At 66.5% G+C, this 26,187-nt stretch carries 25 protein-coding genes; 11 read left to right on the top strand and 14 right to left on the bottom strand.

Annotated features, from left to right (window positions below):
• Positions 1-167 precede the first annotated feature (167 nt).
• The 4 genes from thrS to CVO77_RS04580 all read left to right on the top strand — a co-directional run bounded on the left by thrS (position 168) and on the right by CVO77_RS04580 (position 3,823).
• Entirely contained in the window at positions 168-2,174 is a 2,007-nt protein-coding gene (thrS, locus tag CVO77_RS04595; RefSeq protein ID WP_105998099.1) for a threonine--tRNA ligase, read from the top strand.
• Positions 2,171-2,929 (top strand): sulfite exporter TauE/SafE family protein, encoded by a 759-nt coding sequence (locus tag CVO77_RS04590; protein WP_105998098.1) that lies wholly within the window; start codon positions 2,171-2,173, stop codon positions 2,927-2,929. The genes thrS and CVO77_RS04590 overlap by 4 nt, the downstream gene beginning before the upstream one ends.
• Positions 2,930-2,999: 70 nt before the next feature.
• Positions 3,000-3,464: a DUF7662 domain-containing protein gene (locus CVO77_RS21570; protein WP_242446096.1), complete on the top strand. Its 465-nt coding sequence runs from the start codon at positions 3,000-3,002 to the stop codon at positions 3,462-3,464.
• Positions 3,461-3,823 carry a type II toxin-antitoxin system VapC family toxin gene (locus CVO77_RS04580; RefSeq protein WP_105998097.1) on the top strand — a complete coding sequence of 121 codons (363 nt, stop codon included), beginning with the start codon at positions 3,461-3,463 and terminating at the stop codon, positions 3,821-3,823. Before CVO77_RS21570 ends, CVO77_RS04580 begins: the two co-directional genes overlap by 4 nt.
• A 4-nt stretch (positions 3,824-3,827) precedes the next feature.
• On the opposite strand, the gene CVO77_RS04575 is transcribed toward CVO77_RS04580, so the two are convergent.
• Positions 3,828-6,329 (bottom strand): ABC transporter permease, encoded by a 2,502-nt coding sequence (locus CVO77_RS04575; RefSeq protein ID WP_106000635.1) that lies wholly within the window; start codon positions 6,327-6,329, stop codon positions 3,828-3,830.
• Between the two features lie 37 nt (positions 6,330-6,366).
• Positions 6,367-7,077: an ABC transporter ATP-binding protein gene (locus CVO77_RS04570; protein WP_105998096.1), complete on the bottom strand. Its 711-nt coding sequence runs from the start codon at positions 7,075-7,077 to the stop codon at positions 6,367-6,369.
• A 16-nt stretch (positions 7,078-7,093) separates the two neighbouring features.
• Here CVO77_RS04570 and CVO77_RS04565 point away from each other — a divergent pair, with 16 nt between their 5' ends.
• Positions 7,094-7,807 (top strand): arylesterase, encoded by a 714-nt coding sequence (locus CVO77_RS04565; RefSeq protein WP_105998095.1) that lies wholly within the window; start codon positions 7,094-7,096, stop codon positions 7,805-7,807.
• A 26-nt stretch (positions 7,808-7,833) separates the two neighbouring features.
• Here CVO77_RS04565 and CVO77_RS04560 read toward each other — a convergent pair whose 3' ends face one another.
• The 5 genes from CVO77_RS04560 to CVO77_RS04540 form a co-directional block, all read right to left on the bottom strand.
• Positions 7,834-8,478, bottom strand: coding sequence for an MOSC domain-containing protein (locus CVO77_RS04560; RefSeq protein WP_106000634.1), 645 nt, complete (start codon positions 8,476-8,478; stop codon positions 7,834-7,836).
• Between the two features lie 20 nt (positions 8,479-8,498).
• Entirely contained in the window at positions 8,499-8,828 is a 330-nt protein-coding gene (locus CVO77_RS04555; RefSeq protein WP_105998094.1) for a YnfA family protein, read from the bottom strand.
• 87 nt (positions 8,829-8,915) lie between these two features.
• Positions 8,916-9,377: a porin family protein gene (locus CVO77_RS04550; protein ID WP_105998093.1), complete on the bottom strand. Its 462-nt coding sequence runs from the start codon at positions 9,375-9,377 to the stop codon at positions 8,916-8,918.
• Between the two features lie 228 nt (positions 9,378-9,605).
• On the bottom strand, positions 9,606-10,853 hold the full coding sequence (gene rlmN / locus CVO77_RS04545) for a 23S rRNA (adenine(2503)-C(2))-methyltransferase RlmN (protein ID WP_105998092.1): 1,248 nt from the start codon (positions 10,851-10,853) through the stop codon (positions 9,606-9,608).
• 54 nt (positions 10,854-10,907) lie between these two features.
• Positions 10,908-11,420, bottom strand: coding sequence for a hypothetical protein (locus tag CVO77_RS04540; RefSeq protein ID WP_242446094.1), 513 nt, complete (start codon positions 11,418-11,420; stop codon positions 10,908-10,910).
• Between the two features lie 169 nt (positions 11,421-11,589).
• Between CVO77_RS04540 and dnaN the strand changes: the two genes are divergently transcribed.
• Positions 11,590-12,705 (top strand): DNA polymerase III subunit beta, encoded by a 1,116-nt coding sequence (gene dnaN / locus CVO77_RS04535; protein WP_105998090.1) that lies wholly within the window; start codon positions 11,590-11,592, stop codon positions 12,703-12,705.
• 125 nt (positions 12,706-12,830) lie between these two features.
• Here dnaN and CVO77_RS04530 read toward each other — a convergent pair whose 3' ends face one another.
• Positions 12,831-14,171, bottom strand: a complete 1,341-nt coding sequence (locus tag CVO77_RS04530; protein ID WP_105998089.1) for a PQQ-dependent sugar dehydrogenase — start codon at positions 14,169-14,171, stop codon at positions 12,831-12,833.
• Positions 14,172-14,322: 151 nt separating this feature from the next.
• Between CVO77_RS04530 and CVO77_RS04525 the strand changes: the two genes are divergently transcribed.
• Positions 14,323-14,559, top strand: a complete 237-nt coding sequence (locus CVO77_RS04525) for a hypothetical protein (RefSeq protein ID WP_420822528.1) — start codon at positions 14,323-14,325, stop codon at positions 14,557-14,559.
• 8 nt (positions 14,560-14,567) lie between these two features.
• Here the strand turns inward: CVO77_RS04525 and argC are convergent, their stop codons facing one another.
• From argC to CVO77_RS04510, 3 genes are all read right to left on the bottom strand, one after another.
• Positions 14,568-15,494 carry an N-acetyl-gamma-glutamyl-phosphate reductase gene (gene argC / locus CVO77_RS04520; RefSeq protein ID WP_105998088.1) on the bottom strand — a complete coding sequence of 309 codons (927 nt, stop codon included), beginning with the start codon at positions 15,492-15,494 and terminating at the stop codon, positions 14,568-14,570.
• A gap of 6 nt (positions 15,495-15,500) precedes the next feature.
• Complete coding sequence (locus tag CVO77_RS04515) at positions 15,501-16,445, bottom strand: C40 family peptidase (protein ID WP_242446093.1); 945 nt, start codon at positions 16,443-16,445, stop codon at positions 15,501-15,503.
• Between the two features lie 68 nt (positions 16,446-16,513).
• Positions 16,514-17,926: a leucyl aminopeptidase family protein gene (locus CVO77_RS04510; RefSeq protein ID WP_105998086.1), complete on the bottom strand. Its 1,413-nt coding sequence runs from the start codon at positions 17,924-17,926 to the stop codon at positions 16,514-16,516.
• A gap of 54 nt (positions 17,927-17,980) precedes the next feature.
• Here CVO77_RS04510 and CVO77_RS04505 point away from each other — a divergent pair, with 54 nt between their 5' ends.
• Together CVO77_RS04505 and CVO77_RS04500 are read left to right on the top strand one after the other, a co-directional pair.
• Positions 17,981-18,814 (top strand): DUF4163 domain-containing protein, encoded by an 834-nt coding sequence (locus CVO77_RS04505; protein WP_105998085.1) that lies wholly within the window; start codon positions 17,981-17,983, stop codon positions 18,812-18,814.
• A 75-nt stretch (positions 18,815-18,889) separates the two neighbouring features.
• On the top strand, positions 18,890-19,072 hold the full coding sequence (locus CVO77_RS04500) for a DUF3008 family protein (RefSeq protein ID WP_106000632.1): 183 nt from the start codon (positions 18,890-18,892) through the stop codon (positions 19,070-19,072).
• Between the two features lie 118 nt (positions 19,073-19,190).
• Here CVO77_RS04500 and CVO77_RS04495 read toward each other — a convergent pair whose 3' ends face one another.
• Positions 19,191-20,714: a flavin-containing monooxygenase gene (locus CVO77_RS04495; RefSeq protein ID WP_105998084.1), complete on the bottom strand. Its 1,524-nt coding sequence runs from the start codon at positions 20,712-20,714 to the stop codon at positions 19,191-19,193.
• A 193-nt stretch (positions 20,715-20,907) separates the two neighbouring features.
• Here CVO77_RS04495 and CVO77_RS04490 point away from each other — a divergent pair, with 193 nt between their 5' ends.
• Positions 20,908-22,032, top strand: a complete 1,125-nt coding sequence (locus CVO77_RS04490; RefSeq protein ID WP_192878865.1) for a DUF47 family protein — start codon at positions 20,908-20,910, stop codon at positions 22,030-22,032.
• A 131-nt stretch (positions 22,033-22,163) separates the two neighbouring features.
• Entirely contained in the window at positions 22,164-23,177 is a 1,014-nt protein-coding gene (locus tag CVO77_RS04485; protein WP_105998083.1) for an inorganic phosphate transporter, read from the top strand.
• Here CVO77_RS04485 and CVO77_RS04480 read toward each other — a convergent pair whose 3' ends face one another.
• Both CVO77_RS04480 and rimO read right to left on the bottom strand, forming a co-directional pair.
• Positions 23,178-24,659: a DUF4403 family protein gene (locus CVO77_RS04480; protein ID WP_105998082.1), complete on the bottom strand. Its 1,482-nt coding sequence runs from the start codon at positions 24,657-24,659 to the stop codon at positions 23,178-23,180. It abuts the gene before it with no gap.
• A gap of 152 nt (positions 24,660-24,811) precedes the next feature.
• The gene (gene rimO / locus CVO77_RS04475) at positions 24,812-26,182 is read right to left on the bottom strand and encodes a 30S ribosomal protein S12 methylthiotransferase RimO (protein WP_105998081.1); all 1,371 of its coding nucleotides are present in this window, start codon (positions 26,180-26,182) and stop codon (positions 24,812-24,814) included.
• Positions 26,183-26,187 lie beyond the last annotated feature (5 nt).

Genomic DNA, 26,187 nt, shown 5'->3' with positions numbered 1-26,187 from the left:
CAGTAAAGGAAAGTTGACATAATGAGTGGCGTTTGTCAAGCGACATTGACATAATGACAAGGGCGCCATCGCAGACTGCAGAGATCGCGCGAAATCGAGCGCTTGCGGGGGCCTGTTCGCGCTGGCAAAGGAACGCGGCAATCCTGCCCAGAAAGGCCGCTTCCCCGATGTCCCAGATGATCCGCGTCACCCTTCCCGATGGCTCTGCCCGTGAAGTCGCGCGCGGAACCACCCCGGCGCAGATTGCCGCCGACATCGGACCCGGCCTCGCCAAGGCCGCGCTCGCCGCGAAAGTGGGCGGCGAATTGCGCGACATCATGCGACCGCTGGAGGAAGACACGAACCTGTCGCTGGTGACGAGCCGCGACGAGGCCGATGCGCTCGAACTCGTGCGCCACGATTATGCGCATGTGCTCGCGGAGGCCGTGCAGACGCTGTTTCCGGGCACGCAGATCACTTTCGGCCCGTCGACGGGCGACGGCTTCTATTACGACTTCGCGCCGACCGCCGAACATGGCGCGTTCCGCGACGACGAACTGCCGCTGATCGAGGAGGAGATGCGCCGCATCATCGCCGCCGACAAGCCGCTGGTGCGTGAAGTCATGGATCGTGACACCCTCATCAATGCCTGGCGCGTGATGGGGGAGACTTACAAGGCCGAATGGGCCGCCGAATTGCCCGAGGGCGAGGAACTGACCGTCTATCGATCGGGCGGTGACTGGTTCGATATGTGCCGCGGCCCGCACCTCGCCTCGACAGGCAAGCTCGACCCTGCGGCGTTCAAGCTGACGCGCGTGTCGGGCGCCTATTGGCGCGGCGACCAGAAAAATGACCAGCTCAGCCGCATCTACGGCACCGGCTGGCTCAACAAGAAGCAGCTCGCCGAGCATCTCGTTCGGCTCGAAGAGGCCGCGAAGCGCGACCACCGCAAGATCGGGCGCGAGATGGACCTGTTCCACTTACAGGAAGAGGCGCATGGCAGCGTCTTTTGGCACCCCAAGGGCTATCGCATCTACCGCGAGTTGGAGGCCTATATGCGGCGCGCGATCGACGGCGCCGACTATCAGGAGGTCAAGACCCCGCAGGTGATGGACGCGCGCCAGTGGGAGCAATCGGGCCATTGGGGCAAATATCGCGAAAATATGTTCGTGATCCCCGACGAGGTGCCGAACATCGAGGACGAAGGCCCGCTGGTGTCGGACGATGCCGAATGGATGGCATTGAAGCCGATGAACTGCCCCGCGCACGTCCTGATCTTTCGCCAGGGGATCAAGAGTTATCGCGACCTGCCGCTGCGCATGGCCGAAATGGGCTGTTGCCACCGCAACGAGCCGCACGGCGCGCTGCACGGCATCATGCGCGTGCGCCAGTTCACCCAGGACGACGGCCATATCTTTTGCCGCGAGGACCAGATCGTCGAGGAGGTACGCTCCTTCTGCGCGCTGCTCGACCGCGTCTATCGCGAGCTCGGGTTCGAAAAATATGCGGTGAAGCTCGCGCTGCGCCCCGACATGCGCTTTGGCACCGAGGAAATGTGGGACAAGGCCGAGGCCGAGCTTCGCGAGGCCGTCGCGCGCGCCGGCATGGCGACCGACGATTATGGCTGGGAAGAATTGCCGGGCGAGGGCGCCTTCTATGCGCCAAAGCTCGAATTTCACCTGACCGACGCGATCGGCCGGACGTGGCAGTGCGGGACGATCCAGTCCGACCGCGTGATGCCCGAACGTCTCGACGCTTCCTATGTGGGCGAGGATGGCGAGCGCCACCGCCCGGTGATGCTCCACCGCGCGATCCTCGGCACCTACGAGCGCTTCATCGGCATCTTGATCGAGCATTTCGCCGGCCGCTTCCCGACCTGGCTCGCGCCGGTGCAGACGGTGGTCGCGACGATCGTGTCCGACGCCGACGATTATGCGAAGGATGCGGTGGCGCAACTCACCGCGGCGGGCATCCGCGCCGAAAGCGATCTTCGCAACGAGAAGATCAACTACAAGGTCCGCGAACACAGCCTGCAAAAAGTCCCCTACCTTCTCGTCGTCGGCAAGCGCGAGGCCGAGGAAGGCAGTGTCGCGATCCGCACCCTCGGCCAGGACGGCCAGCGCATCCTGCCGCTCGCCGAAGCGATCGCGATGCTCAAGGGCGAGGCGACCCCGCCGGACCTTCGCGGCGCTTGACCGACCTGCACCCGATCCTCGGCCTTGCGCCGCTGACGCTTGTCGGCGCGGCCGCGATGACCTTTGGCGCCGCCTTTGTGCGCGGGCTGACCGGCTTTGGCATGGCGATCATCCTCGTGCCGCTGCTCGGGCTGATCATTCCGCCGACGCAGGCGGTGGTCCTCGGGATTCTGCTGCAACTGCTGATCGGCCCGGTCGGGCTGGGGCTGATCCACGCCGATGCCGACCGCGCGACCGCGCTGCCGATCGGGCTGATCGCCATGGTGACGACGCCGATCGGCATGGCGGTGCTCGACGTGACGCGGCCCGACGTCGCGCGGTTGCTGATCACCGTGGTCGCGGTGGGGGCGTTCGTCGCCGTCCTGCTCCCCAAGCAGCCCGAGGGGCATCGGCCGGGCCGCGGCGCGGTGATCGGCACCGGGATCGCATCGGGCATCCTGACCGGCTTTGCCGCAATGCCGGGGCCGCCGGTCGTGCCCTTCTATCTGCGCCGCCGCCTCGATCCCAAGACCGCGCGCGCGTCGATGCTGTTGATCTTCTTCCTCACCGCGATCGCCGGCACCGCGGCGGCGCTGTGGGTCGGGATCGCGACGCAGCGATTGTTTCTGCTCGCGCTGCTGCTCTTCGTCCCGATGTGGCTCGGCAACCGCGTCGGCGGGCGCCAGTTCGGCCGCGTGCCGCCGCATGTGTGGCAGGCGATGGTCGCGGTCGTGCTGGGCATCGCGGCGATTTCGGCGGTGGTGCGGGTGATATAGGAACATAGTAATTATTCCTATATTGACATGATATGAAACTATTTTATGCTGCGGGCATAGGAGAAGTCTCATGGGAAAATATGAACCGCTGGGCGACCATCTTCGCGCGTTGCAGGGTAACAATTGGAACGCGAATTTCGACGAGATCGAACGCGTTCTGGGTTTTCGATTACCGAAAAGCGCGCGCGATCATCGCGCCTGGTGGTCCAACCACAGCGGCGGCAATCACAGTCAGGCCGCCGTATGGGTGGAGGCGGGCTGGGAAACCCGCGACATTGACCAGAAGCGGGAAAGAATCCGCTTCGAGCGTGTGCGGCGAGCGCGAAGCGCGCATTCGCCCTCCGTCATCCCGATCGAACCTGATCGCGACCTATGGGCGGAGGCGGCGCGCATCACCGGAATCAAGGATCGCGGCGAACTGGAGCAGGCGGCTGCGCGGGCGCTGATCCAGCGCGAAGCGGCGCGTGCGCTTGCGCTGATGGGCGGCACCGACCCCGATGCGGTATCCGCGCCGCGCGCCCGGTCCTTTCCATGATATTGGTCGACAGCTCGATCTGGATCAGCCATTTGCGCGGTGCCAATGCGGCGCTGGCTCTGGCGCTCGCCGAAGGGCTGGTCGCGCAGCATCCTTTCGTCACCGCCGAACTGGCGCTGGGTTCGTTGGCCGACCGGGACCGGTTCGTTGCGATGCTGGATCTGCTTCCGACCGCGCCGACGGTCGATCAATCGGCCTTGCTGGCTTTCATCGCGGACCACCGACTGTTCGGAACCGGGCTGGGCATGGTCGATGCGCATCTTCTGGCGTCGGCGGCCCTGCAGGACGCGAAACTGTGGACCGCCGACAAGCGGCTTGCCGAACAGGCCGATCGGCTCGGTTTCCCCTACAGGCCGTAAAGGGCTACAGACTCCGCAACGCCTGCGCGGGCTTGGCCGAGAGTAGGGGCCAGCTTCCCGCGATGCCGATCAGGAAGGACAGCCCGGCGCCGCCGAGCAGGGTCAGCCCGACGATGACCGGGTCGGGCGCGAAGCGGAAGTCGAAGAGTTGGGTGACGACATACCAGGCGCTGGCAAGGCCCAGTCCCAGAGCGAGCGCCGCCAATATCCCCGCCAGCACCGCATATTCCAGCCCTTGCGCCCCCAATATCTGGCCGCGCGTGGCGCCGAGCAGTTTCAGGATGACGCTGTCATAGACGCGCCGTTCGCGGCTCGCGGCGATCGCGCCGATCAGCACCGCGATGCCGGCGAGGATCGCGATGCTCGCCGCCGCGGCGATCGCCTGGCTCATCTGGGTGAGCAGGGTGGTCACCTGCGACACCACGTCGCGCACCTCGATCAGCGACGCCGATGGGAAAGCGCGCGGGATGCTACGCGCGAGAGCCGCCTCGGCCTTGGGCGGCACCGCGACGGTCGCGACCATATTGTGCGGCGCGGCGTCGAAGGTGCCGGGCGAGAAGACGAGGACATAGTTCAGCCCGAAATTGTCCCACTCGACGGTGCGGAGCGAAGCGACCTTCGCCTGCACCTCGACCCCCAGGACGTTGACCGACAGCGTGTCGCCGATCTTCAGGCCGAGCGATGCCGCAACCTCCTGCTCGACGCTGACCAGCGGCGGGCCCTTGTAACCGGTCGGCCACCATTTGCCCGCGACCAGCGTGCTGCCGTTCGGCAGCGTCGGGCTGTAGGTCAGCCCGCGATCGCCGCGCAGCACCCACGCCCCCTCGGGCAATTCGGCGAGATCATCGACACGCTGGCCGGCAAATTCGGTGATGCTGCCGCGCAGCGCCGGGATCAGGTTGACCGCGGCGTCGGGCGCGGCGGCGGTCACCAGCGAGCGGAATTGGCCCGCCCGATCGCGCGGAATGTCGAGGACGAAGAAGCTCGGCGCGCGCTGCGGCACGGTGCGCGCGATCTCGGCGGTGATGCTGGTCTGGATCGCGGCGAGCGTGACGAAGAGCGTCAAGCCAAGCCCGAGCGCGACGACGAGCGCGCCGGTCGCGGAACCCGGCCGGTGCAAATTGGCGAGCGCGAGGCGAAGCAGCGGGCGCTTTGGCCGTGGCAGGCGGCTCGCGGTGCGCCGCACCAGCCAGCCGAGGGCAACGAGGATCAGCAGCAGCGCCGCCGCCGCGCCGATAAAGGAGAGCGCGAACAGCGGATCGCGCGCGGTGCCGACCGCGAGTGCGACGATTGCCGTGAGCGCCACACCGACCGTGATCGCCGTCCGCCGGTCGATCCGCGCGCCGCCATCGACGATCGCGCGATAAAGCCCCGCCGCAGGCACAAACCGCGTCGCGGCGAGCGGGGGCAGGGCGAAGGCGACGGCGATCAGCAGGCCATAGGCCGAGCTCACCATCAGCGGCAGCGGATAGAGCGCGAAGCCCGGCTTCACCGGCAGCACGTCGCCCGCGATCCAGCCGATGAGGCTCGGCGCCAGCGCGCCGACCACCAGGCCTGCGCCGATCGCCACCGCCGCGACCGCCAATATCTGGAGGCCGTAAATCCGCAACACCGTCCCGCTGTCGGCGCCGAGCACCTTGAGCGTCGCGAGCCCCGGCCGTTTGCCCGCGAGATAGCTCGCGACGCCGTTGCCGACGCCGATCCCGGCGATGACCAGCGCGGCCAGCCCGACGAGCGACAGGAATTGCCCCATCCGCTCGATGAAGCGCCGCGTTCCGGGCGCGCCGTTGCTGCGGTCGGTGATCTTCCAGCCCGCATCGGGGAACGCCGCGGTCAGCCGCTTGCCGATCGCCGCCGGGTCGGCATCGACGGGCAGGCGGACGCGATATTTGCTTTCGTAGAGGCTACCGGGCTGGACCAACTGCGTCGCGGGCAGGTCGGCCAGCCCGATGATCGCAACCGGACCCAGCGCAAAGCCTTCGCCCAGCCGGTCCGGCTCCTCGGCGATGATGCCGTCGATACGGAACGCCTTTTCGCCGAACTTCACGCGCCCGCCGACTTTCAGGTCGAGCCGCGAGGCCAGATCCTTGCCGATCCAGATCGCACCCGGCGGTGGCGGACCCCGGCGCGCGCCGCTCTCCAGCCGCATCGCGCCGTAAAGCGGGTAGGCGCCGTCGATCGCCTTCAACTCCGACAGCAAGGCATCGCCGCCGGGGGCATTCGCCATCGCGCGCAGCCGGACGGTCGCCGAGGGGGTGCCGATGCTGCGGAACCCCGCCATCTCCTCGGGGCTGGCTTCGCGCTGGGGCAGGGCGAATTCGATGTCGCCGCCCAGGATCGTCTGCCCGCGCCGTTCGAGTTCGGAGGTGATGCCGCTCGTCAGGCTGCCGATCGCGGCGAGCGTCGCGACGCCGAGGAACAGGCAGACCGCGAGCAGCCGCAGGCCCCGGATGCGCGTGGCAAGATCGCGCCGTGCGATCCGCCAGAGCGTCGCGAGGGGGAGCATCAATTCCTGCCCCATCGGGGGCGGATCGCTTCGCGCCTCACGCCCGTTCCTCGATCTGCCCGTCGTGCATCACGACGATGCGGTCGCAATGCTCCGCCAGTTCGGGGTCATGCGTGATGATCAGCAAGGTCGCGCCGAGCGCGGCGCGGCGCGCGAAGATCAGTTCGATGATCGACTGGCCCGTCGCGGTGTCGAGATTGCCCGTCGGCTCGTCGGCAAAGATGATCGCGGGCGCGCTCGCCATCGCGCGGGCGATCGCCACGCGCTGCTGCTCGCCGCCCGAAAGCTGCGCGGGATAATGGGTGAGGCGGTGGCCGAGCCCGACCGCTTCGAGTTCGGCGCGCGCCTTGCCGAACGGATCGTCGATCGCGGCGAGTTCGAGCGGCACCGCCACATTCTCCAGCGCGGTCATCGTCGGCAGCAGGTGAAACGCCTGCAACACGATGCCGATCCGCCCGCGCCGCGCGCGCGCCAGATCATCCTCGTCCATCGCGCCGAAATCGAGCCCCGCGACCGCGATCGTCCCGCCGCCCGCGCGTTCGAGCCCGGCGAGCACCGCCATCAGCGAGCTTTTCCCCGATCCCGACGGCCCGAGCAGCGCGACCGACGTCCCGGCTTCGACCTCCAGATCGACCCCGCGCAATATTTCGACGGGGGCCTTGTCGCTCCCCAGCGTCAGCGTCACATTATGGGCGGCGATCGCCAATCGGGGCGCCACGGCCTCTGGAGGTCGGGAAGCTGCGGTCAAGAGGAGACCCTTTGGAATGAAAACGGCCGGATGGCGTTCTGCCCTGATATATGGCTCTGTGATCGCGCTTTGCCAACCGCTCGCGGCCTGCGGTTCCGCCGACGCGCCCGTGGCATCGACGAAGGATCGGGGAGGCGCGGCGAAAGCGGCGCCGATCCCTGCCAATGCCCCGCTGATCATCGCGTTCGGCGACAGCCTTTATGCCGGATACCAGCTCGGCCCGAAGGAAGGGCTCGCGCCGCAATTGCAGGCGGCGCTCGCCGCCGACGGCGTCGCCGCGCGCGTCCAGAATGCCGGTGTTTCGGGCGACACCACCGCGGCGGGTCGGCAGCGGCTGGCCTATGTGCTCGACCATGCGAAAGCGAAGCCCGCGCTCGTCCTGCTCGGGCTCGGCGGCAACGACATGCTGCGCGGAATCGACGCCGCGCAGACGCGCGCCAATCTCGACGCGATGCTCGCCGAGCTCAAGAAGCGCGGTATCCCGGTGGTGCTGACCGGTATGGTCGCGGCGCCGAACATGGGGCCGGATTATGCCCGAAAATTCAATCCGATCTATCCCGAACTTGCCGCGAAATATGACACCAGCCTCTACCCCTTCATCCTCGACAATGTGGTGGGGAAGCCCGAGCTGATGCTCGGCGATCATATCCATCCCAATGCCGAGGGGGTGAAGATCGTGGTCGCGGGGCTGGCGCCGCTGGTCGAGAGCGCGTTGCCCGACGCGAAATAGCCTCGTCTTTGCGAGCGGGGCGTGTATCAGCCCAGCAATTTTTCCGCCCGTGCGCGCCATGTTGCCGCGAGCGCCTCCATTGCCGCCAACTCGCGCAGCGCACCCGACTCGTGCTTGCCCGCTCCGCCGATCAACAGCCGGAACACCCGCTCGACGTTCCACGCGGGCCGCGGCCGTTCGATGAGGTCGAGCGTATCGCCGGCGGCAACCGCGCCGTCCTCTATCACGCGATAATACCAGCCGCTGCGCCCCGTCGCCACCACCGTCGCGGGGACGCTGGCGATCCCGAAGCGGTGCCCCAGCTTCCAGCACGGCTGGCGGCCCTGGCTGACCTCGACCAGCGCGGTGCCGAGCCGGAAGCGGTCGCCGATGCAAAGGTCGCTTTCGACCAGCCCCGTGGTCGAGATATTCTCGCCAAACGCACCCGGTGCCGCGAGCAGAGCATGGCCGCCGAGCGCGTCCGCCCACCAGTCATAATGATCGCGCGGATAATGATGGATCGCCTTGTCGATGCCGCCGTGCACCGTCAGGTCGGCCTGCTCGTCGCCGTCGATGCCGAGGCGGCCGACGCGCCGCGCCCCCTCGAACGGCAACTTGCCGATCGCGCTCGTCTCGTCGCCGCGAAAGGCGCGCGCCTTGCCGGTCAGGACCGCGTCGATGGCCATGTTCATGCTGTCGCTCCGCGCGGGGTTCACGCCGCTGCCCCGCGCGGGCCGAACAGGATGATCGCCGCGCCGCCCAGGCAGAAAGCGGCGCCGATCAGATCCCAGCGATCGGGCCGGGCGCCCTCGACCGCCCACAGCCACAGCAGCGCGGCACCGATATACACCCCGCCATAGGCGGCATAGGCGCGCCCGGCATGGTCGGCATCGACCAGCGTCAGTAGCCACGCGAACAGCGCCAGCGATGCCAGCCCCGGCAGGGTCCACCAGATGGATTTGTCCAGCCGTAGCCAGGCCCAGAAGGCGAAGCACCCCGCGATCTCGGCGATCGCGGCGGCGATATAGGCGAAGGCGGTCATGGCCTTACCGTGGCCGGATCGCGGACAAAAGAAAAGGGGCGACCCGCGGGCCGCCCCTTTCCCTGTCATGTCGCTGTTCCGAAGGGATCAGAACGCGAAGCCGAGGCCGACCGCGAAGGTGTCGAAGTCGCTGATGTTGTTGCCGATGAACTGGTGGCGATATTCCGCCTTGGCATACAGGTTCTGGCCCAGCTTGTGCTGATAGCCGGCGCCGACATAGGGATCGTCGATCTGGCCGAAGGTGTAGCCGGCGTTGGCATAGAGCTTGCCGTTGGCGCCGAGCTTGGCACCCGCGCGGCCACCGGCCGAGAACTGGACCTTGGCGCCGTCGATCAGCACCTTGTCGCCAGCGATTTCGGCGCCGCCGAACGCGGTCGAGCCGAGGTCGAAATCATAGCCGCCCGCAACACCCAGCGTCGCGTCGTCGAGACCGCTGCCGGTGACATAGCCGCCGCGCACTTCGACGCGGGCTTCGCCGCCGTCGGCAGCCAGGGCGGGGGTTGCAACGATGGCCGTCAGGAGAGCGGCTGCAACTGCGAATTTCTTCATTTTATTTTCCTTCTTACTGGATCGGGCCACGCCCTTTGGGTCGCGACCTGCGCCCTAAAATGGGTCTCGCGCCTGTCCCTGCAATGAATGGATCGTTCAGAATAAGACAATTTTCTTACCTGTGTTGTTTTTACAACACAGCATAGGTATGCGGCCGCGATCGTGCGCCGGCACAAGCGCGCCGCGCCGAAATTTTCCGGGCTTTTCAAGGGAATCGTGAAAGCGATTTCAGCCGAGCGCGGCTTGTTTTTCCTCGGCGATGCGGTCGAGCTCGGCGCGGGTCGGCTTGGTCGCGGCGCTCTTGAGCTGGCCGCAGGCGGCCATGATGTCGCGCCCGCGCGGGGTGCGGACCGGCGCCGAAATCCCGCTCTTGAAGATCAGGCTGCTGAACGCGCGCACCCGTTCGGGCGTCGAGCATTCATAGGGGGCGCCGGGCCACGGGTTGAAGGGGATCAGATTGACCTTTGCGGGCAGCTTATACTGCTTGATCAGCCGGACGAGTTCGCGTGCATCCTCGTCGCTGTCATTCTTGTCCTTCAGCATCACATATTCGAAGGTGATCCGCCGCGCATTGTTCGCGCCGGGATAATCGGCGCAGGCCTGCAGCAATTCCTCGATGCCATATTTGCGGTTGAGCGGGACGATCTCGTCGCGGATTTCCTTGTTCACCGCATGGAGCGAGACCGCGAGGTTGACGCCGATCTCTTCGCCCGCGCGCGCCATCATCGGGACGACGCCGCTGGTCGACAGGGTGATGCGGCGCCGCGACAGCGCCAGGCCTTCGCCGTCCATGACGATTTTCAGCGCGCCCTTGACCTCGTCGAAATTATACAAGGGCTCGCCCATGCCCATCAACACGATGTTGGTCAGGATGCGGCCGTCGGCGGTGTAATGACCCACTTCGTCGTCGGCATCGTCATCCTCGGGGTCGGGACCGAAGCCCGCCATCGTCCCCTTGGGCCATTCGCCGAGCGCGTCGCGCGCGAGCAGCACCTGGCCGACGATCTCGCCAGCCGCGAGGTTGCGGACGAGGCGCATCGTGCCGGTGTGGCAAAAGCGGCAGTTCAAGGTGCAGCCGACCTGGCTCGACACGCACAGCGTTCCCCGGTCGGCGTCGGGGATGAAGACCATCTCATATTCCTGGCCGTCGGCGGCGGCGAGCAGCCACTTGCGCGTGCCGTCGTTCGACACCTGCGCCTCGCGCACCGTCGGGCGGCCGATGATGAAGCGATCGGTCAGCCACGGGCGCATCGTCTTGGCGATGTCGGTCATCGCCTCGAAATCGGTGACGCCGCGATGATAGATCCAGTGCCAGATCTGCTTGGCGCGCAGCTTCGCGCCCTTGGCGTCGAGCCCGGCCTCGACCAGCACGCCTCCGATCGCGTCGCGCGTCAGCCCGACCAGGTCGATCCGATTGCCCCCGCGCAAGGGAACGGTGCCCGTGGTCACGGGGTCGATATGGCCGGGAATCTGCATGATGCGCGCATATAGGGGCGAAGGGCGGTTTGCGCAATCGGGCCGCTTCCCGCCTTATCGCAGCCTGGCGCATCCCAGCGCCGCCGCGTCGATCGCCGTCGCGGCGCCGCGCAGGCGATAGGTATCGGCGATCGCGCCGCCGCTTGCGGCAGTGCTTTCGACGCTCATGCTCGGCGCCGATCGGATCGCGGCGATAATCGCGGCGTCCATCCGCGGGTCGCTTGCCCAGCCGTGGACGCCGTTGCCGGTCAGAATGAAGCGGCGGCTGCCGATCGTCAGGCGAAGCTCGCGGCCCGCGCCGCGCTCCTTTGACAGCCGGACGTAGAATTGGCCGCGAATGCGCGATTTTGGCCAATATCCCACGCTGGCATAGGGTTTGACGCGCGGCTTGCCGATCGTCGCGGCGGGCGATGCGATGGCGTAGCAGCGCGGGGTGTCGGGATCGCGGAAGGCGCCCCAGCCGTCGAAAATGCCGAGCGCGGTCGGTGCGGTGGCCAAGGCCAAGGCGGGCAAGGCGAAGGCGGGCAGCGCAAGAAAGAAGACCAAAAGGAAAGCCGCACGCCGCATCGCGCCTCGATTGCGCGAAAGCGCCCGCTTTGCAAGCATGGCTTGCGCGGCGCGATGCGTTCGTTAAGGAAGGTGGACATTTTACGGGGGCAGGGAATCGGGGCGCCGCGCCCGCGATGCCCCCGCATCAGGGATTCCTCCCGCAAGATACTGAGGATGGCGGATTAGAATGAAAGCGACGATCGAACGCGCAGTGCTTTTGAAGAGCCTCGGCCACGTCCAGTCGGTGGTCGAACGGCGCAACACCATCCCGATCCTGTCGAACGTCCTGATCGAAGCCGATGCAACCGGCCAGCTCAAGCTGATGGCGACCGACCTCGACCTGCAGGTCGTCGAAACGATCGCGGCCAGGGTCGAAACCCCCGGCACCACGACCGTGTCGGCGCACACATTGTTCGAGATCGCGCGCAAGCTGCCAGAGGGGGCCGAGGTCAGCCTCGCCGCCGCCGAGGGCAAGATGCAGATCAAGGCCGGACGGTCGAACTTCAACCTGCCGACGCTGCCGCGCGACGATTTCCCGGTGATCGCCGAGGGCGATTTGCCGACCAGCTTTGAACTGCCGGTCGCCGAACTGATCCAGATCATCGACAAGACGCGCTTCGCCATTTCGACCGAGGAAACGCGCTATTATCTGAACGGCATCTTCTTTCACGTCGCCGAGGACGCGACGGGGCCGGTGCTGAAGGCTGCGGCGACCGACGGCCACCGGCTGGCGCGCTATACGGTGACGCGCCCCGACGGCGCCACTGGCATGCCCGACGTCATCGTCCCGCGCAAATGCGTCGCTGAAATCCGCAAGCTGCTCGACGAGGCCGAGGGCAATGTCGAGATCAGCCTGTCGGCATCGAAGATTCGTTTCCAGCTCGGCAACGCCGTCCTGACCTCGAAGCTGATCGACGGCACCTTCCCCGATTACAGCCGCGTCATCCCGACCGCGAACGACAAGTTGCTCAAGGTCGATCCGAAAAGCCTGTTCCAGGGCGTCGACCGCGTCTCGACGATCGCCAGCGAAAAAACCCGCGCGGTGAAGGTCGGGCTCGACAAGGACCGCATCACCCTGTCGGTCACCAGCCCCGAAAACGGCACCGCCGCCGAAGAAGTCGCGGCGGTCTACGACAGCGAGGCGATGGAGATCGGTTTCAACGCCCGCTATCTCAGCGATATCCTCGGCCAGGTCGACGGTGATACGGTCGAGCTGCACCTCGCCGACGCCAACGCCCCGACGCTGATCCGCGAGAGCGAGAAGAGCCCGGCACTATATGTGCTGATGCCGATGCGGGTTTAAGGCCGATATAGAAGCGGCGTGTCCCGGCGAAGGCGGGGACCCATATCCAGCCGGTTCCACCTTGCACCGACCGGAGATGGACCCCTGCCTTCGCGGGGGAACAGGCTTCCGGTTTAGTGCGACGGTCAGCCGGCCTTCGCCACCCGCCAGATCACCCCGCCGGTATCGTCGGCGACCAGCGCGCTGCCGTCCTTCGCGACCTTGACGTCGGCCGGGCGACCGCGCGTCGTCTTGCCGTCCTTGGCGACGAACTGGTCGAGGAAGGGAATAGGCAGGGCATCGACCGGCTTGCCATTGGCGCCGAACTTGACGAACACCACATCATAGCCCGCCACCGGCTCGCGGTTCCACGATCCGTGCAACGCGATCAGCGCGCCGTTCGCCCAACGCTCGCCGAGCGCCAGCTTGTCGGTGAAGGTAAAGCCGAGCGGCGCGACATGGGCGCCGAGGGCATAGTCGGGGCGCTTCACATATTGGCGGCGGTCCTCTTCCTCGGGCGCGACGCGCGGATCGACGAAGCCGCCCCAATAATACCAGGGCCAGCCGAAGAAATCGCCTTCGTCGACATTGGTCAGATAGTCGGGAACCAGATCGCCGCCGAGCATGTCGCGTTCGTTGACGACCGCCCACAGCCGATCGCTGCCGGGGTAATAGGCGAGCCCGACGGGGTTGCGGATTCCCGCAGCATAGGTGCGCACATAGCCGTTCTCGGGCCGCACTTCGAGCACGCTGGCGCGGCGGGTTTCGTTGCCGACGCCCTTTTCACCAATGTTGGAATCGGCGCCCACCCCGACATAGAGCCAGCCACCCGGCGCCGCGACCAGGCTCTTGGTCCAGTGGCGGTTGGTGCCCTTGGCGGGCAGGTCGACGAGCTTCTTCGGCTTGCCGCTCATCACCGTCTCGCCCTCGACATAGGGAAAGGCGAGGATCGCGTCGGTGTTCGCGACATAGAGCGTCTTGCCGACCAGCGCCATGCCATAGGGCGAGTTGAGGCCGGTGATATAGGCGCTCTTGACCTCGGCCTTGCCGTCGCCGTCGGCGTCGCGCAGCAGCGTGATGCGGTTCGCTGATTTGCCGCCGGCGCCCGCCTTGCTCATCAGCCGGCCCATCACCTTGTTCTCGATCCCCGAGGTGTCGCGCGGCGGGCTCTCGGCTTCGGCGACCAGCACGTCGCCGTTCGGCAGCACGAAGATCGAGCGCGGATGGTCGAGCCCTTCGGCAAAGCGCTGGACCGCCAGCCCCGCGGCCGCGGTCGGCGCCTGTCCCGCGGGCCAGCCCGTCGCCTCGAGCACCTTCACCGTCGGGAAGGTCTCGGGATGCTGCGCCGCCATCACCGGCACGCGGCCGCTGAGCTCGGCGGTCGAGAAACGCGCGACCTCGGGCCGCGACAGCCAGTAAAAAGCGATGCCGCCCGCCAGGATCAGAAGGATGAGGACGACGGCGGCAATTTTCAGGATCTTGCGCATGACCATGGTCTTACACCGCGACGCGGCGGCGGCAAAGGGCCGATTGGCGCGGATGGGTTGGTTAATCGGCGCAGGCTTCGGATTAACCTTACCCGGATGTTCATCACGGTTGGGAACGGGGTGGTCAGGCGGGCGGGCTAGAGCGGCTTCGATGCAACGGGCCGGGAATCTCATGCAACTGCCAGCACCCTTTCTTGCCGATCGCGCCGCGGTCGACGACGCCGACCGGCTGATCCGCGAGCATGGCGAGGAAGCGGGCTTTGCGGCGGCGGCGCGCGCCGAGCAATATCGCGTCCTCGGCAACCATCTTCATTTCGCGCGCTGGCGGCAGATCGAACGGCTGATCACCTATCTGTCGATCGAAAGCGCGCTCGACACGGTGCATTGAACGGTCGCCTAGAGCCGCAGCCCCGCCGTCTCGGGCAATCCCGCCATGATGTTAAGGTTCTGGACGCAGGCGCCGCTCGCGCCCTTGCCCAGATTGTCGAGCTGCGCGACGAGGCGGGCCTGGCTGGCGTCGCTGTTGGCAAAGACGGATAATTCGATCCGGTCGTCGCCCGCGTCCGATGCGCGGAGCAGCATTTCGCCATCGGCGGGCGCGTCGCCCATCACCACGACCGGGCTGCCCGCGTAAAAAGCGGCGAGCGCCGCGCGCAGCCGGTCGGGCGTCGCCGCATTCGGCATCGCGCTCAAGGGCAGTGGCACCTCGACCACCATGCCGCGATGCGCCGGGATCACCGCGGGCGAGAAGAGCGGAGCGATCGACAGGCCGCAACGCGCCTGCATTTCGGGCACATGCTTGTGGCCGAGCGACAGCGCATAGCCGCGCCACGCAATGTCGCGATCGGCCTCGAACCGCTCGATCAGCGCCTTGCCGCCGCCCGAATAGCCGCTGATGGCGTTGCAGCTATAGGGCCAGTCGCCGGGCAGCAATCCGGCGCGGACGAGCGGCGCGACGAGCGCGATGAAGCCGGTCGAATAGCAGCCGGGGTTGCTGACGCGGGCGGCCCCCGCGACGGCATCGTGCCCGGCGACTTCGGGAAAACCGTAGACCCAGCCCGGCGCGACGCGGTGCGCGGTCGAGGCGTCGATAACGCGCGTGCGGCCGTTGGCGATCATCGCCGTCGCCTCGACCGCCGCCTCGTCGGGCAGGCAGAGGATGACGAAATCGGCGTCGTTCAGCGCCTCGGCGCGCGCGGCGGCGTCCTTGCGGCGCGCTTCGTCGAGGGTGATCAGCGAAAATTCGGCCCGGCCGGCCAGCCGCTCGGCGATTTCGAGGCCCGTCGTCCCCGCCGCGCCGTCGATGAAAACCGTCTGTGTCATAGGGATTTACCGCAATCTCTTCATGCCGCTCACTGGCGGCTCATGTCCTTCTTCCGCAAAGCGCGCGACGACGTCGGCGAGCGGTTCGGTCTTGACCTCCATCCATCGTCGGCTGGCGTGGATGATATGGTCAGGATCGGCCATGATGCCGACATGGCCGGGGAAAAAGACGAGGTCGCCGCGCGCAAGATCGGCAGGGGCGACGTCCTTGTCGGCGCCGAGCGCCGCAAGCTGGAGGTCGCTGTCGCGTGGCAGGCGGACACCCGCCGAGCCCCAGGCGAGCTGGACGAGCCCCGAGCAGTCGATGCCCTTCGCGGTGCGGCCGCCCCACAGATAGGGGGTTCCGGCCATGTCTTCGGCGATCGCGGCGGGATCGTCCTGCGCTCGGCCCACCTCGACCAGCGCGGCGAGCGGCAGATAACCGTGCGCGGTCTTGAGCCATTCGCCTTCCGCTTCGCCCATCACCAGCGCGCCGCGCGGCAGCACCGCGGGACCGCCGCTTGCGGCGTCGGGGGCCGAATGGAGCATCGCCTCGATCATCGCGACCCGGTGGGTCGGTGCGATCGGTGCGCCGAGGGCCTCGGCGGCGAGATAGCCGACATAATGATCGGCGAGGCAATAGCCCCACGCCCAGCCGCCGGTGAGGTCGAGCAGCGCGAAGCCCTCGCCGAACAGCAATTCGCTCGTCTGTTCGGCGGCGAGCGACGGCGAACCGCGCATCACCGCGGCGGGCAGCACGCCGCTCATCATCATCGGCGCGGCATAGTGCGGCGCGAAATGGGTGCCGGCGACTGCGACATCGGCCAGGTCGGGGCGGATCGCGACGATGCGCGGGTCGAACGCATGCGACGCGCCGGTCAGCCCGAAGCGGTCGCGGCCCTGTCCGGCGACGCCGGGGCGTCCCATCCGCACGCGGCCCGCCCCCAGATACTCGCCACTATTCGCTGTCACATGTCGTCCTGTCATAAACCGCCGCAGGCGGATAATCGCGGCGCATTAGACCAGCGACCCCCATTTTATCAAGACGCTTCGCCCTTGCCGCGGCGGTCGTAGCGCGCCTGCAACATCGCCCATGTCGCACGCAGGCCCAGCGCGGCGCCGCCCTTGGGTCGGCCGGGCTTGGCCGACGGGCGCCAGGCGAAGGTGTCGAAATGCGCCCAGAGGGTGCCCTCGGGGATGAAGCGCTTGAGGAACAGCGCCGCGGTGATCGACCCCGCGAAGGAGGAACTGCCCGCATTGCCAAGGTCGGCGATGTCGGTTTCGAGCAAGTCGGCATAGCCGTCCCACAGCGGCATCCGCCACAGCGGATCGTCGCGTTCGGTGCCGCCGCGCATCAGATCGTCGGCGAGCGCGTCGTCATTGACATAGAGGGCCGGAAGATCGGGGCCGAGCGCGACGCGCGCGGCGCCGGTCAGCGTCGCGAAATCGACGATCAGATCGGGCTTGTCCTCACCCGCCCTGGCGAGCGCATCGCCCAGAACCAGCCGCCCCTCGGCGTCGGTATTGCCGATCTCGACCGTCAGCCCCTTGCGGCTTTTCAGCACGTCGCCGGGGCGAAAGGCGTCGGAGGAAATCGCATTCTCGGCCGCCGCGACGAGGCAGTGGAGCCGCACCGGCAGCCCGCTCGCCATCACCAGTTCGGCGAGCGCGAGGACGTGCGCGGCGCCGCCCATGTCCTTCTTCATCATGCGCATCCCCGCCGCAGGCTTGATGTCGAGCCCGCCGCTGTCGAAGCTGATCCCCTTGCCGATCAGCGCGACGCGCGGGTGATCCTCTTTGCCCCAGACGATCTCGATCAGCCGCGGCGCATGATGCTTTGCCGCGGCGCGGCCGACCGCGTGGATCATCGGATAGCCCTGTTCGAGCGCTTCGCCCTTGGTGACGGTCAGCGTGCCGCCATGCGCCTTGGCGATGCGCTCGGCCGCTTTCTCGATCGCCGCGGGGCCCATGTCGGCCGCGGGCGTGTTGACGAGGTCGCGGACGAGCGCGACCGCGCGCATCTCCGCGACCGTCGGCGCGATCGCACCGACGTCGGTGGTCAGCAGCACGCGCGGGCCCTTGACGGACGGGTTCGATTGATAGGTGTCGAACCGATATTGCGCGCTCAACCAGCCGAACAGCGCCTTGCCCGGCGGCTGTCCTTCGAGCCGATAGCGGCCTTCGGGCAGAATCTGGGCGAGCTTGGCGAGGCACCAGGCCGACAGGCCGTCGGCCTTTGCGACGGCGGTCACCACCGCCCAGCGCTCGGGGTCGTCGCCGGGCAGGATCGCATGGACGAAGGCGTCGGGCTTGAAGCCGACCGCGGCGAGGTGCGCGCGCTCGCGGGCGTTGCGGGTCTTCAGCCATTCGTCGTAACCGCTCTTGTCGACGACATGGATTAGGCGGGCATCCTGCCCCTTGTCGGGCTGGATCAGGTCGGAATAGTCGATCATGTCGCCGTGCTAGGCCGATGGGGAAACTTTGTCGATTCCCAGCGTTGTGGGGGCATGACGACAAGATTTCACCAACCGATCGCCGCGCTCCTGCTTGCGAGCCTCCCCCTGCTGGCCGCCTGTTCGCAAAAGGCGCAGACCCCCGCGGAAAAGGCCGCCGCCGCCGCGGTTCCCGGCGCGCCGCCCGGCGGCGCGGACGATGTCATGGCGCGGCAGGCGACGGCGTCGAACGTGCGTGAGGCGAACGATCTCGTCGAATTCGCTTATTCCTATCCGGTCGACGCGGCGCGCATTCCGGCGCTCGCGAAATGGCTCGACAATGATCGCGTGGTCAAGCGCGACGCGCTGATCGCCGAAGCGCGCCGCGACCGGGCGGCAGCGAAAAAAGAGGGTTTTCCCTATCACGCGCACAGCTACATCCAGAGCTGGAAGCGCGTCACCTCGACCCCGCGCTTCCTCAGCCTGTCGAGCGAGATCGGAACCTATATGGGCGGAGCGCACGGGATGCAGAGCTTCGACACGCTGATCTGGGACCGGGGCAGCGCGAGTCGGCTCAAGCCGCTCGACCTGTTCACCAGCCCCGCCGCGTTCGACAACGCCGCGAAGGACGATCTGTGCGTCGGGATCGAGCGCGCGAAGACGGCGCGCGGCGTCACCTGGTCGCGCGAGCCCGGCTCGCCCTTTTCGGCCTGCCCGGTCCCCTCGGCGCAGACCATCTGGCTCGGCTCGTCGGATGGCCGCTATCTCGACCGCCTGACGATCGCGATCGGGCCCTATGAGATCGGCCCCTATGTCGAGGGCAGCTACACGATCAACCTGCCGATGTCGGGGGCGTTGGTGAATGCGGTAAAGCGCGAATATCAGCGCGATTTCCTGCCGATCAACTGACTCGCGCGCCCGATAATGCATCCCGGCGGCGGCTCGATCGTTAAGGACGGGCGGGGCGGGCAAAGGAGAATGATCATGCCAGCCAAATCCAAGGCCCAGCAGAAAGCCGCCGGCGCCGCGCTCAGCGCCAAGCGCGGCGAGACCCCGAAATCGAAGCTCAGGGGCGCGTCGAAACAGATGGTCGACAGCATGACCGAAAAGCAGCTCGAAGATTTTGCCAGCGGCTCGACCAAGGGTAAGCCCGAACATGTGGATTAGGGACGCACCCTCTCCACATTTATCCACATCGTCGTCCTTGCGAGCGAAGCAAAGCAATCCAGAGTTCGCGTAAACCGCTCTGGATTGCGTCGCTTCGCTCGCAAGAGCGCTTGTAAACTTATTCCGCCGCTTCGAGCGCCGCCGGGGCTTGCGCGGCTTTCGCAGCATCGCCCGCCTTGGTGAAGGTCAGCAGGCCGTCGGCGATCGCGCCGGTTCGCATATCGACGCGGTCCTGCACATAATTCTGGCTGAGGCGCCACGGCAGCGCGTCGGCATTCTTCGGCATGATGTGGAGCGCGCGCTGGATATAGCCCGACGAGAAGTCGAAGATATTCTCCTCGGTCAGGCTGCCTGGATCGGCGAGGACCGGGGTCGCGACATCGGCGCCGACCTGTTGCATATGATTGAGCACGCGGCAGACATATTCGGACACGATGTCGGCGCGCAGCGTCCAACTGGCGTTCAAATAACCGAACACCACCGAGAAGTTCGGGACGTTCGAGAACATGCACGCCTTATAATAAAAATGCTCGTTCCACGCGACCGGCTCGCCATCGACGCGCACCGGAATCTTGCCCGCGACCGCGAGTTTCAGGCCGGTGGCGGTGATGATGATGTCGGCGTCGAGATGCTTGCCCGATTTGAGCTGGATGCCGGCGGCGTCGAAACGCTCGATATGGTCGGTGACGACCGAGGCCTTGTCGGCCTTCATCGCTTCGAAGAAATCGGCGTCGGGGACGAGGCAGAGCCGTTGATCCCACGGGTTGTAGGGCGGAGTAAAGGCTTCGGCGTCATAGCGATCGCCCAGGCTTTCCTTCAACTTGTTGGTCAGATATTCCTTGACCTTCTCGGGCTTTTCGCGCGCGCGGCGAAAGGCGATGTCCTGAAGCCGGACATTCTTGAAGCGCGTGATCTTGTAGGCGAGCTTTTCGGGCAGGATCTTGCGCAGGAAGTTCGCGAAACCGTCCTTGGCCGGGCGGATGAAATACCAGGTCGGGGTGCGCTGGAGCATCGTGACATGCGCCGCGCCCTTGCCGTCACCCTTTTCGGTCATCGAGGGGACGATCGTGACCGCGGTCGCGCCCGATCCGATCACGACGACCTTCTTGCCGGCGTAATCGAGATCCTTCGGCCAGAATTGTGGATGAATGATCTGGCCCTGGAAATCCTCGCGCCCCGCGAATTGCGCGTCGAAGGGCTCGTCATAATCATAATAGCCCGAGCCGAGATAGAGCCAGCGCGCGGTCGTCGTCGTGACCGCGCCCTTGTCGTTCTCCATCGTCACCGTCCAGCGCGCCGCCGCGCTGTCCCAGTCGGCGCCGACCACCTTGGCGTTGAGGCGAATCCGGTCGCGGATGCCGCGTTCATCGACGATGCGATTGAGATAATCGAGAATCGCGGGGCCGTCGGCGATCGACTTTTCATGCTTCCACGGCTCGAAGACGAAGCCCAGCGTGTGCATGTCGCTGTCCGAACGGATGCCGGGGTAGCGGAACAGATCCCAGGTGCCGCCCAAATCGGCGCGACGCTCGGCCAGGCCGAAGCTGCGATCGGGGCAATTCATCTGAAGATGCACCGCCATTCCGATGCCCGAAATGCCTGCGCCAACGATCAGCACGTCCTGGTCCACCGGGCCTGCCATGATTTCGTCTCCCGTCCATCTTTAGGGAGTAGCTTACGCACCGCGTTGCATTTTGCAATCGAATTGACGTTAACGGAAACTGCCGCTGCGGCAAAGCGCCATTGCCGCTGTCACGATATTGTCATAGGGGCTTCGTGCGTTTGCAATCATCGGCCGCGAGGCGCGCGGGTAACAGGATATACAAGCCGGAATCATGCGTCAGATCGCGGTTCTTCCCTATCGATTCGGCGGCCCCGACAAGGATGGCCCGACCGAAATCCTGCTCGTCACCTCGCGTGGCACGGGGCGCTGGGTGATTCCGAAGGGCAATCCGCTCACCGGGCTCGATCGCCATGCGTCGGCCGCGGTGGAGGCCGAGGAAGAGGCGGGGGTGATCGGCGCGGTCTGCCCGACCTCGATCGGCAGCTATGAATATCGCAAGCGTCGCGCGAACGGCGCCGCGATCATGTATGATGTCGAGGTTTTTCCGCTCGCGGTGACGCGCGAACTCGACGAGTGGAAGGAAATGGACGAGCGCGAGCGGCGCTGGTTCACGCTCGATCAGGCGGCGGCTTCGGTCGACGAGGCCGATCTTCAGGCGATGATCCGATCGTTCGGGGACGGGGGCTTTCGCGCCGTGGCGCGCCGTTCGGGCGTCGTCTATAATGTTGCCCAGAAGACGGGGGTCAATCGCATGTTTGCCTGGTTCCAGCGCCTGCTCCCGAAGCAGGGCAATTTCTTCGAGATGTTCGAGGCGCATGCCGCGACGCTGTCGGCGGGGGCCGAAGCGCTCGCGCGGCTGATGCAGGGCGGCGACGGGATCGCCGACCATATCCAGGAGATCGTCGAGCGCGAGCATGACGCCGACGCGATCACCCGCGACGTGCTTCAGACGGTGCGCCGCACGTTCCTGACCCCGTTCGACCGCAGCGCGATCACCGACCTGATCGCCGCGATGGACGACGCGATCGACGAGATGCAGAAGACCGCGGGCGCGGTCGACCTCTATGACGTCACCGAGTTCGAGCCCGAGATGCGCGACATCGCCGGCCTGATCGTTGACGCCGCGCGGCTGACGGTCGAGGCGCTGCCGCTGCTCCGCAAGATTTCGGCCAACGGCCCGCGCCTGCACGAACTGACCGAGCGGCTGGTGCGCATGGAAGGCCATGCCGACGAGATTCACGCGGCGGGCCTCAAGCGCCTGTTCAAGGAATATGGCTCGACCGACACGATGCGCTTCCTGATCGCACGCGAACTCTTTCGCCACCTCGAGCGCGTCACCGACAGCTTCGAGGATGTCGCGAACGAAATCGACGGTCTGGTCATCGACCATGCCTGATGGGGTGATGCCCCCCCAAATTCCGTTCGCATCGAGCGAAGTCGAGCGGCCCATCGTTACGGCGTTCGGCCGATGGGTGTCTCGACTTCGCTCGACACGAACGGAGCGCGGATCGTCGGAAGACTGATCGGATGCACGAACTCGCTTTCCCCCTGCTCGTCGGCCTGATCCTGCTCGCGCTGGCGTTCGATTTCCTGAACGGCCTGCACGACGCCGCGAACAGCATTGCGACCGTCGTCGCGACGCGGCTGTTGCGGCCGGTGCAGGCGGTGCTGTTCGCCGCTTTCTTCAACTTCGCCGCCTATTTTCTCAGCCTCGCCTTTCCCGCGCTGCACAAGGTCGCGGAGACGATCGGCGCCGGGTTGATCGACAAGGATCTGGTGACGCCCGCGGTCGTGTTCGGCGCGCTGGTCGGGGCGATGTTCTGGAATGTCGTGACCTGGCTCAAGGGCATTCCCTCCTCATCGAGTCACGCTCTGGTCGGCGGCATCGTCGGCGCCGGGGTCGCGCATGCCGGGTTCGAGGGCATTCAGTGGACGGGGCTGAACAAGACCGTCATCGCGATCTTCCTGTCGCCGATGCTCGGGATGTTGCTCGCGATGCTGGTGATGCTGCTCAGCAGTTGGGCGCTGCGCCGCGCGACCGCGAAATTCGCCGAAAGCAGCTTTCGTTATCTCCACCTCTTTTCGTCGGCCGCCTATTCGCTGAGCCACGGGCTCAACGACGCGCAAAAGACGATGGGGGTGATCACCGTCCTCCTCTATTCGACCGGCTATCTGTCCGGCGAGTTTCACGTCCCGCACTGGGTTGCGATTTCCTGTTACGTCGCGATCGGCATGGGCACGCTGTCGGGCGGGTGGAAGATCATCGAAACGATGGGCGGCCGTATCACCAAGCTGTCGCATCATCAGGGGTTCGCGGCCTCGACCGGCGGGTCGATCATCGTCTTCACCGCCAGCCTGCTCGGCATTCCGGTGTCGACGACGCACACGATCACCGGCGCGATCATCGGCGCCGGCGTCGCCCGCCGTGCCAGCGCGGTGCGCTGGGGCGTCGCGAGCAACGTCGTCGTCGCCTGGTTCATCACCATCCCGGCAAGCGCGGTGGTCGCCGCCGCCTTTTATTCGCTCACGCGCCTGTTCTGATCAACGCGCCGGGCGGTAAGCGACGCTGGCGCCGCCGGTCATGCGGACGGGCAGGTAAAGCCCATTGCCATAGGCCTTGATCTCGCCGATCTCGAACCCGTCGATGCGGGTGCGGATGACGAACGCCCCTTCGCGCCGCTGGTCGACCGCGCGCTTGATCTTGCCTTCCAGTTCGTCGAGGTCGCGGGCGAAATTCTGCGTCAGCGCCTCGGCGATCAGCGGTGCGAAGCCTTCGCTCCGTCCGATCAGGATCAGCATGTCGCCGCCGACCCCGTTGGTGTCGCCATTGATGTCGAGCGCGGTGAAGCGGACCGTCGCCGAGCCCGGCTCGTTGACCGGCAGCGCCGTCATCCAGATGGTCCCGCGGGTCGGTTCGCCGGTGCGCGCTTCGAGCCGTGCCTCGACTTCGGTGCCGACCGCGATCCGCCCGCCGGGCGCGCCATAGACGGTCGACGGGCCGAATTTGACCATCATCGGTCCCAGCTTGGGCAACATGAACGGTCGCGTCGCGCGCTTGGCGAGTGCGCGGTCGATCACCGGCTGGAGCACGGCATAGTCGGCGATCACCGGGACGCGGATGTCGAGGTGCGGCTGCGGCGTCTCGCGCACCAGTCTGGGCAGGGGGGTCGGCTCGGGGTCGTCGGGGCGGCCCGACACGAAGGTTTCGGTCACGCCTTCGATGCCGAGATTGAGGTTCAGTCGCAGCCTGTCGAGCCGAAAGCCGCCATAGAGGGTGCGCTGCGGCGTCACCCGCATCCAGACCGGCGGATTTTCGCGGTTGAGTTCGATCGCGGTGAAGCTCTGCCGCCAGATGTCGGCGGCCTGGGCGTGGATGTTGATCCGGGCGATTTCGCGATTCACTTCGCGCTCGACGTCGCGGATCACGGGGGCGAGCTTTGCATCGGCCTGGTCGGTGAAGGTGATTCGCTTGCCGAGAAAATCGATCCCCGGCGGCTTCGTCCAGCCATAGCTGATCCGCGCCTTACCCTGCATCCGCCAGTCGGACGCCAGGTCGATGCGGATGCGCGCATGAGCGAGCGCCGATCCGGTCGCGGTCTCGCCCTTCAGTACCCCGCCGACGTCGCGCGCCGCGATCGTGGCGTTGAGCGGCACATCGACGACGATCTCCTTGCCCTCGCCGCGCAGCCGCAGCGCGCCGCGCGTGACCCGGCCGACGATGGTGCAGGGGATCGCGGGGGTGACCTTGACCTTGCGGCCAAAGACCTTGACCCGCTGGGGCGGCACGCACGCCTTTTCGCGCCGGTCGATCGTCCACAGCGTTCGGGGCACCGCGCGTTCGAGCTGCTGGCGAAGCGGCGCGATATCGGCGTCGATCGGCACCGCGATCAGCGATGTCTGGCTTGGCGTCGGCGCCATGTCGGTGGCGTGGGGCGGAGCCTTGGCGCCGCCTTTCGCGGGATCGCAGCCGGACAGCAGTGCTATCAGCAAAAGCGCGGCCGCCAATGGCTTGATTGCGTGCATGATTCTGCCCCTGACAGCCCGGCGGTCGGAGCCTATAAACTTTGTGGCTGGCGTGGAAGCGGAAATAGCGCGGTGCAGAACCGCGTCGATTTAGAAAGCTGTCGTGTCCCCGCCTTCGCGGGAGCACGCCAGCTTTTTTGTTGGAATCGACATCAGGGTTCGATCACCCCGAACAGATCATGTTCGTCGGCGTCCTCGACGGTGACATCGACGATATCGCCGGCCTTCAGCGTCGCGGCGACGTCGCGGAGGTAGACATGGCCGTCGATTTCGGGGGCGTCGGCCTGGCTGCGGCCGGTGGCGCCGATGCTGCCATCCTCATCCGCCTCGCCGACCTCGTCGATGATGACGGGGAGGGTGCGGCCGATCTTGGCTTGCAGCTTGGCGGCGCTGATCGCGGCGGTCTTGTCCATGATCCGCTGATAGCGCTCTTCCTTGACCGCTTCGGGGACCGGATCGGGCAGGGCGTTCGCCTGCGCGCCCGCGACGGGTTCAAAGCGGAAGGCGCCGACGCGGTCGAGCTGCGCTTCGTCGAGCCAGTCGAGGAGATATTGGAAATCCGCTTCGGTCTCGCCGGGGAAGCCGACGACGAAGCTCGATCGGATCGCGATGTCGGGGGCGATGGCGCGCCAGCTCTTCAGCCGTTCGAGCACCTTGGCTTCGTTCGCGGGGCGCTTCATGCGCTTGAGGACGCTGGGGCTCGCGTGCTGGAAGGGGATGTCCAGATAAGGCGTCAGCAGCCCCTCGGCCATCAGCGGGATCACCGCATCGACGTGTGGATAGGGGTAGACATAGTGGAGGCGCACCCACGGCGCGCGGCCTTCGCTGGTCTTGAGCTGGCCGAGTTCGCGCGCGAGGTCGGTCATGTGCGCACGCACCTCGCGGTCTTTCCATGTCCGCGGGTCGTGGCGGATATCGACGCCATAAGCCGAGGTATCCTGGCTGATAACGAGCAGTTCCTTGGTCCCCGCCGCGACGAGCTTTTCGGCCTCGCGCAGCACCGCGTCGATGCGGCGGCTGACCAGTTTGCCGCGCAGGTCGGGGATGATGCAGAAGGAACAGCTATGGTTGCAGCCTTCGGAAATCTTCAGATAGCTGTAGTGGCGCGGGGTGAGCTTCAGTCCGCCTTCTGGCACGAGATCGACGAACGGCCCTTGGGTCGGCGGCGCGGCGTCGTGGACCGCATCGACGACCTGCTCATATTGATGCGCGCCGGTGACCGCGAGGACGCCGGGGAAGCGCGCGCGGATGACCTCGGCCTCATTGCCCATGCAGCCGGTGACGATGACGCGGCCGTTCTCGGCGATCGCTTCGCCGATCGCCTCGAGGCTCTCTTCCTTCGCCGAATCGAGGAAGCCGCAGGTGTTGACGAGGACGACGTCGGCGCCGGCATAGTCGGGCGACAGCCCATAGCCGTCGGCGCGCAGCTTGGTGAGAATCCGTTCGCTGTCGACGAGCGCCTTTGGGCAGCCGAGCGACACCATGCCGACTTTCGGCTGGGCGGGGAGGGTTTTAACTGTCATGATTG

The organism is Sphingopyxis lindanitolerans (assembly GCF_002993885.1).
Taxonomy (GTDB): Bacteria; Pseudomonadota; Alphaproteobacteria; order Sphingomonadales; family Sphingomonadaceae; genus Sphingopyxis; species Sphingopyxis lindanitolerans.
The sequence above is the reverse complement of the archived record's forward strand: the minus strand, read 5'-3'. Positions and strand labels throughout refer to the sequence as shown.

What these genes read in the sequence shown, in the direction of transcription:
- thrS (WP_105998099.1), top strand. Translation starts at nt 168, where the DNA reads ATGTCCCAGATGATCCGCGTCACCCTTCCCGATGGCTCTGCCCGTGAA.
- CVO77_RS21570 (WP_242446096.1), top strand. Translation starts at nt 3,000, where the DNA reads ATGGGAAAATATGAACCGCTGGGCGACCATCTTCGCGCGTTGCAGGGT.
- CVO77_RS04580 (WP_105998097.1), top strand. Translation starts at nt 3,461, where the DNA reads ATGATATTGGTCGACAGCTCGATCTGGATCAGCCATTTGCGCGGTGCC.
- CVO77_RS04575 (WP_106000635.1), bottom strand. Translation starts at nt 6,329, where the DNA reads ATGCTCCCCCTCGCGACGCTCTGGCGGATCGCACGGCGCGATCTTGCC.
- CVO77_RS04565 (WP_105998095.1), top strand. Translation starts at nt 7,094, where the DNA reads ATGAAAACGGCCGGATGGCGTTCTGCCCTGATATATGGCTCTGTGATC.
- CVO77_RS04560 (WP_106000634.1), bottom strand. Translation starts at nt 8,478, where the DNA reads ATGAACATGGCCATCGACGCGGTCCTGACCGGCAAGGCGCGCGCCTTT.
- CVO77_RS04555 (WP_105998094.1), bottom strand. Translation starts at nt 8,828, where the DNA reads ATGACCGCCTTCGCCTATATCGCCGCCGCGATCGCCGAGATCGCGGGG.
- CVO77_RS04550 (WP_105998093.1), bottom strand. Translation starts at nt 9,377, where the DNA reads ATGAAGAAATTCGCAGTTGCAGCCGCTCTCCTGACGGCCATCGTTGCA.
- rlmN (WP_105998092.1), bottom strand. Translation starts at nt 10,853, where the DNA reads ATGCAGATTCCCGGCCATATCGACCCCGTGACCACGGGCACCGTTCCC.
- CVO77_RS04540 (WP_242446094.1), bottom strand. Translation starts at nt 11,420, where the DNA reads ATGCGGCGTGCGGCTTTCCTTTTGGTCTTCTTTCTTGCGCTGCCCGCC.
- dnaN (WP_105998090.1), top strand. Translation starts at nt 11,590, where the DNA reads ATGAAAGCGACGATCGAACGCGCAGTGCTTTTGAAGAGCCTCGGCCAC.
- CVO77_RS04530 (WP_105998089.1), bottom strand. Translation starts at nt 14,171, where the DNA reads ATGCGCAAGATCCTGAAAATTGCCGCCGTCGTCCTCATCCTTCTGATC.
- CVO77_RS04525 (WP_420822528.1), top strand. Translation starts at nt 14,323, where the DNA reads ATGCAACGGGCCGGGAATCTCATGCAACTGCCAGCACCCTTTCTTGCC.
- argC (WP_105998088.1), bottom strand. Translation starts at nt 15,494, where the DNA reads ATGACACAGACGGTTTTCATCGACGGCGCGGCGGGGACGACGGGCCTC.
- CVO77_RS04510 (WP_105998086.1), bottom strand. Translation starts at nt 17,926, where the DNA reads ATGATCGACTATTCCGACCTGATCCAGCCCGACAAGGGGCAGGATGCC.
- CVO77_RS04505 (WP_105998085.1), top strand. Translation starts at nt 17,981, where the DNA reads ATGACGACAAGATTTCACCAACCGATCGCCGCGCTCCTGCTTGCGAGC.
- CVO77_RS04500 (WP_106000632.1), top strand. Translation starts at nt 18,890, where the DNA reads ATGCCAGCCAAATCCAAGGCCCAGCAGAAAGCCGCCGGCGCCGCGCTC.
- CVO77_RS04495 (WP_105998084.1), bottom strand. Translation starts at nt 20,714, where the DNA reads ATGGCAGGCCCGGTGGACCAGGACGTGCTGATCGTTGGCGCAGGCATT.
- CVO77_RS04490 (WP_192878865.1), top strand. Translation starts at nt 20,908, where the DNA reads ATGCGTCAGATCGCGGTTCTTCCCTATCGATTCGGCGGCCCCGACAAG.
- CVO77_RS04485 (WP_105998083.1), top strand. Translation starts at nt 22,164, where the DNA reads ATGCACGAACTCGCTTTCCCCCTGCTCGTCGGCCTGATCCTGCTCGCG.
- CVO77_RS04480 (WP_105998082.1), bottom strand. Translation starts at nt 24,659, where the DNA reads ATGCACGCAATCAAGCCATTGGCGGCCGCGCTTTTGCTGATAGCACTG.
- rimO (WP_105998081.1), bottom strand. Translation starts at nt 26,182, where the DNA reads ATGACAGTTAAAACCCTCCCCGCCCAGCCGAAAGTCGGCATGGTGTCG.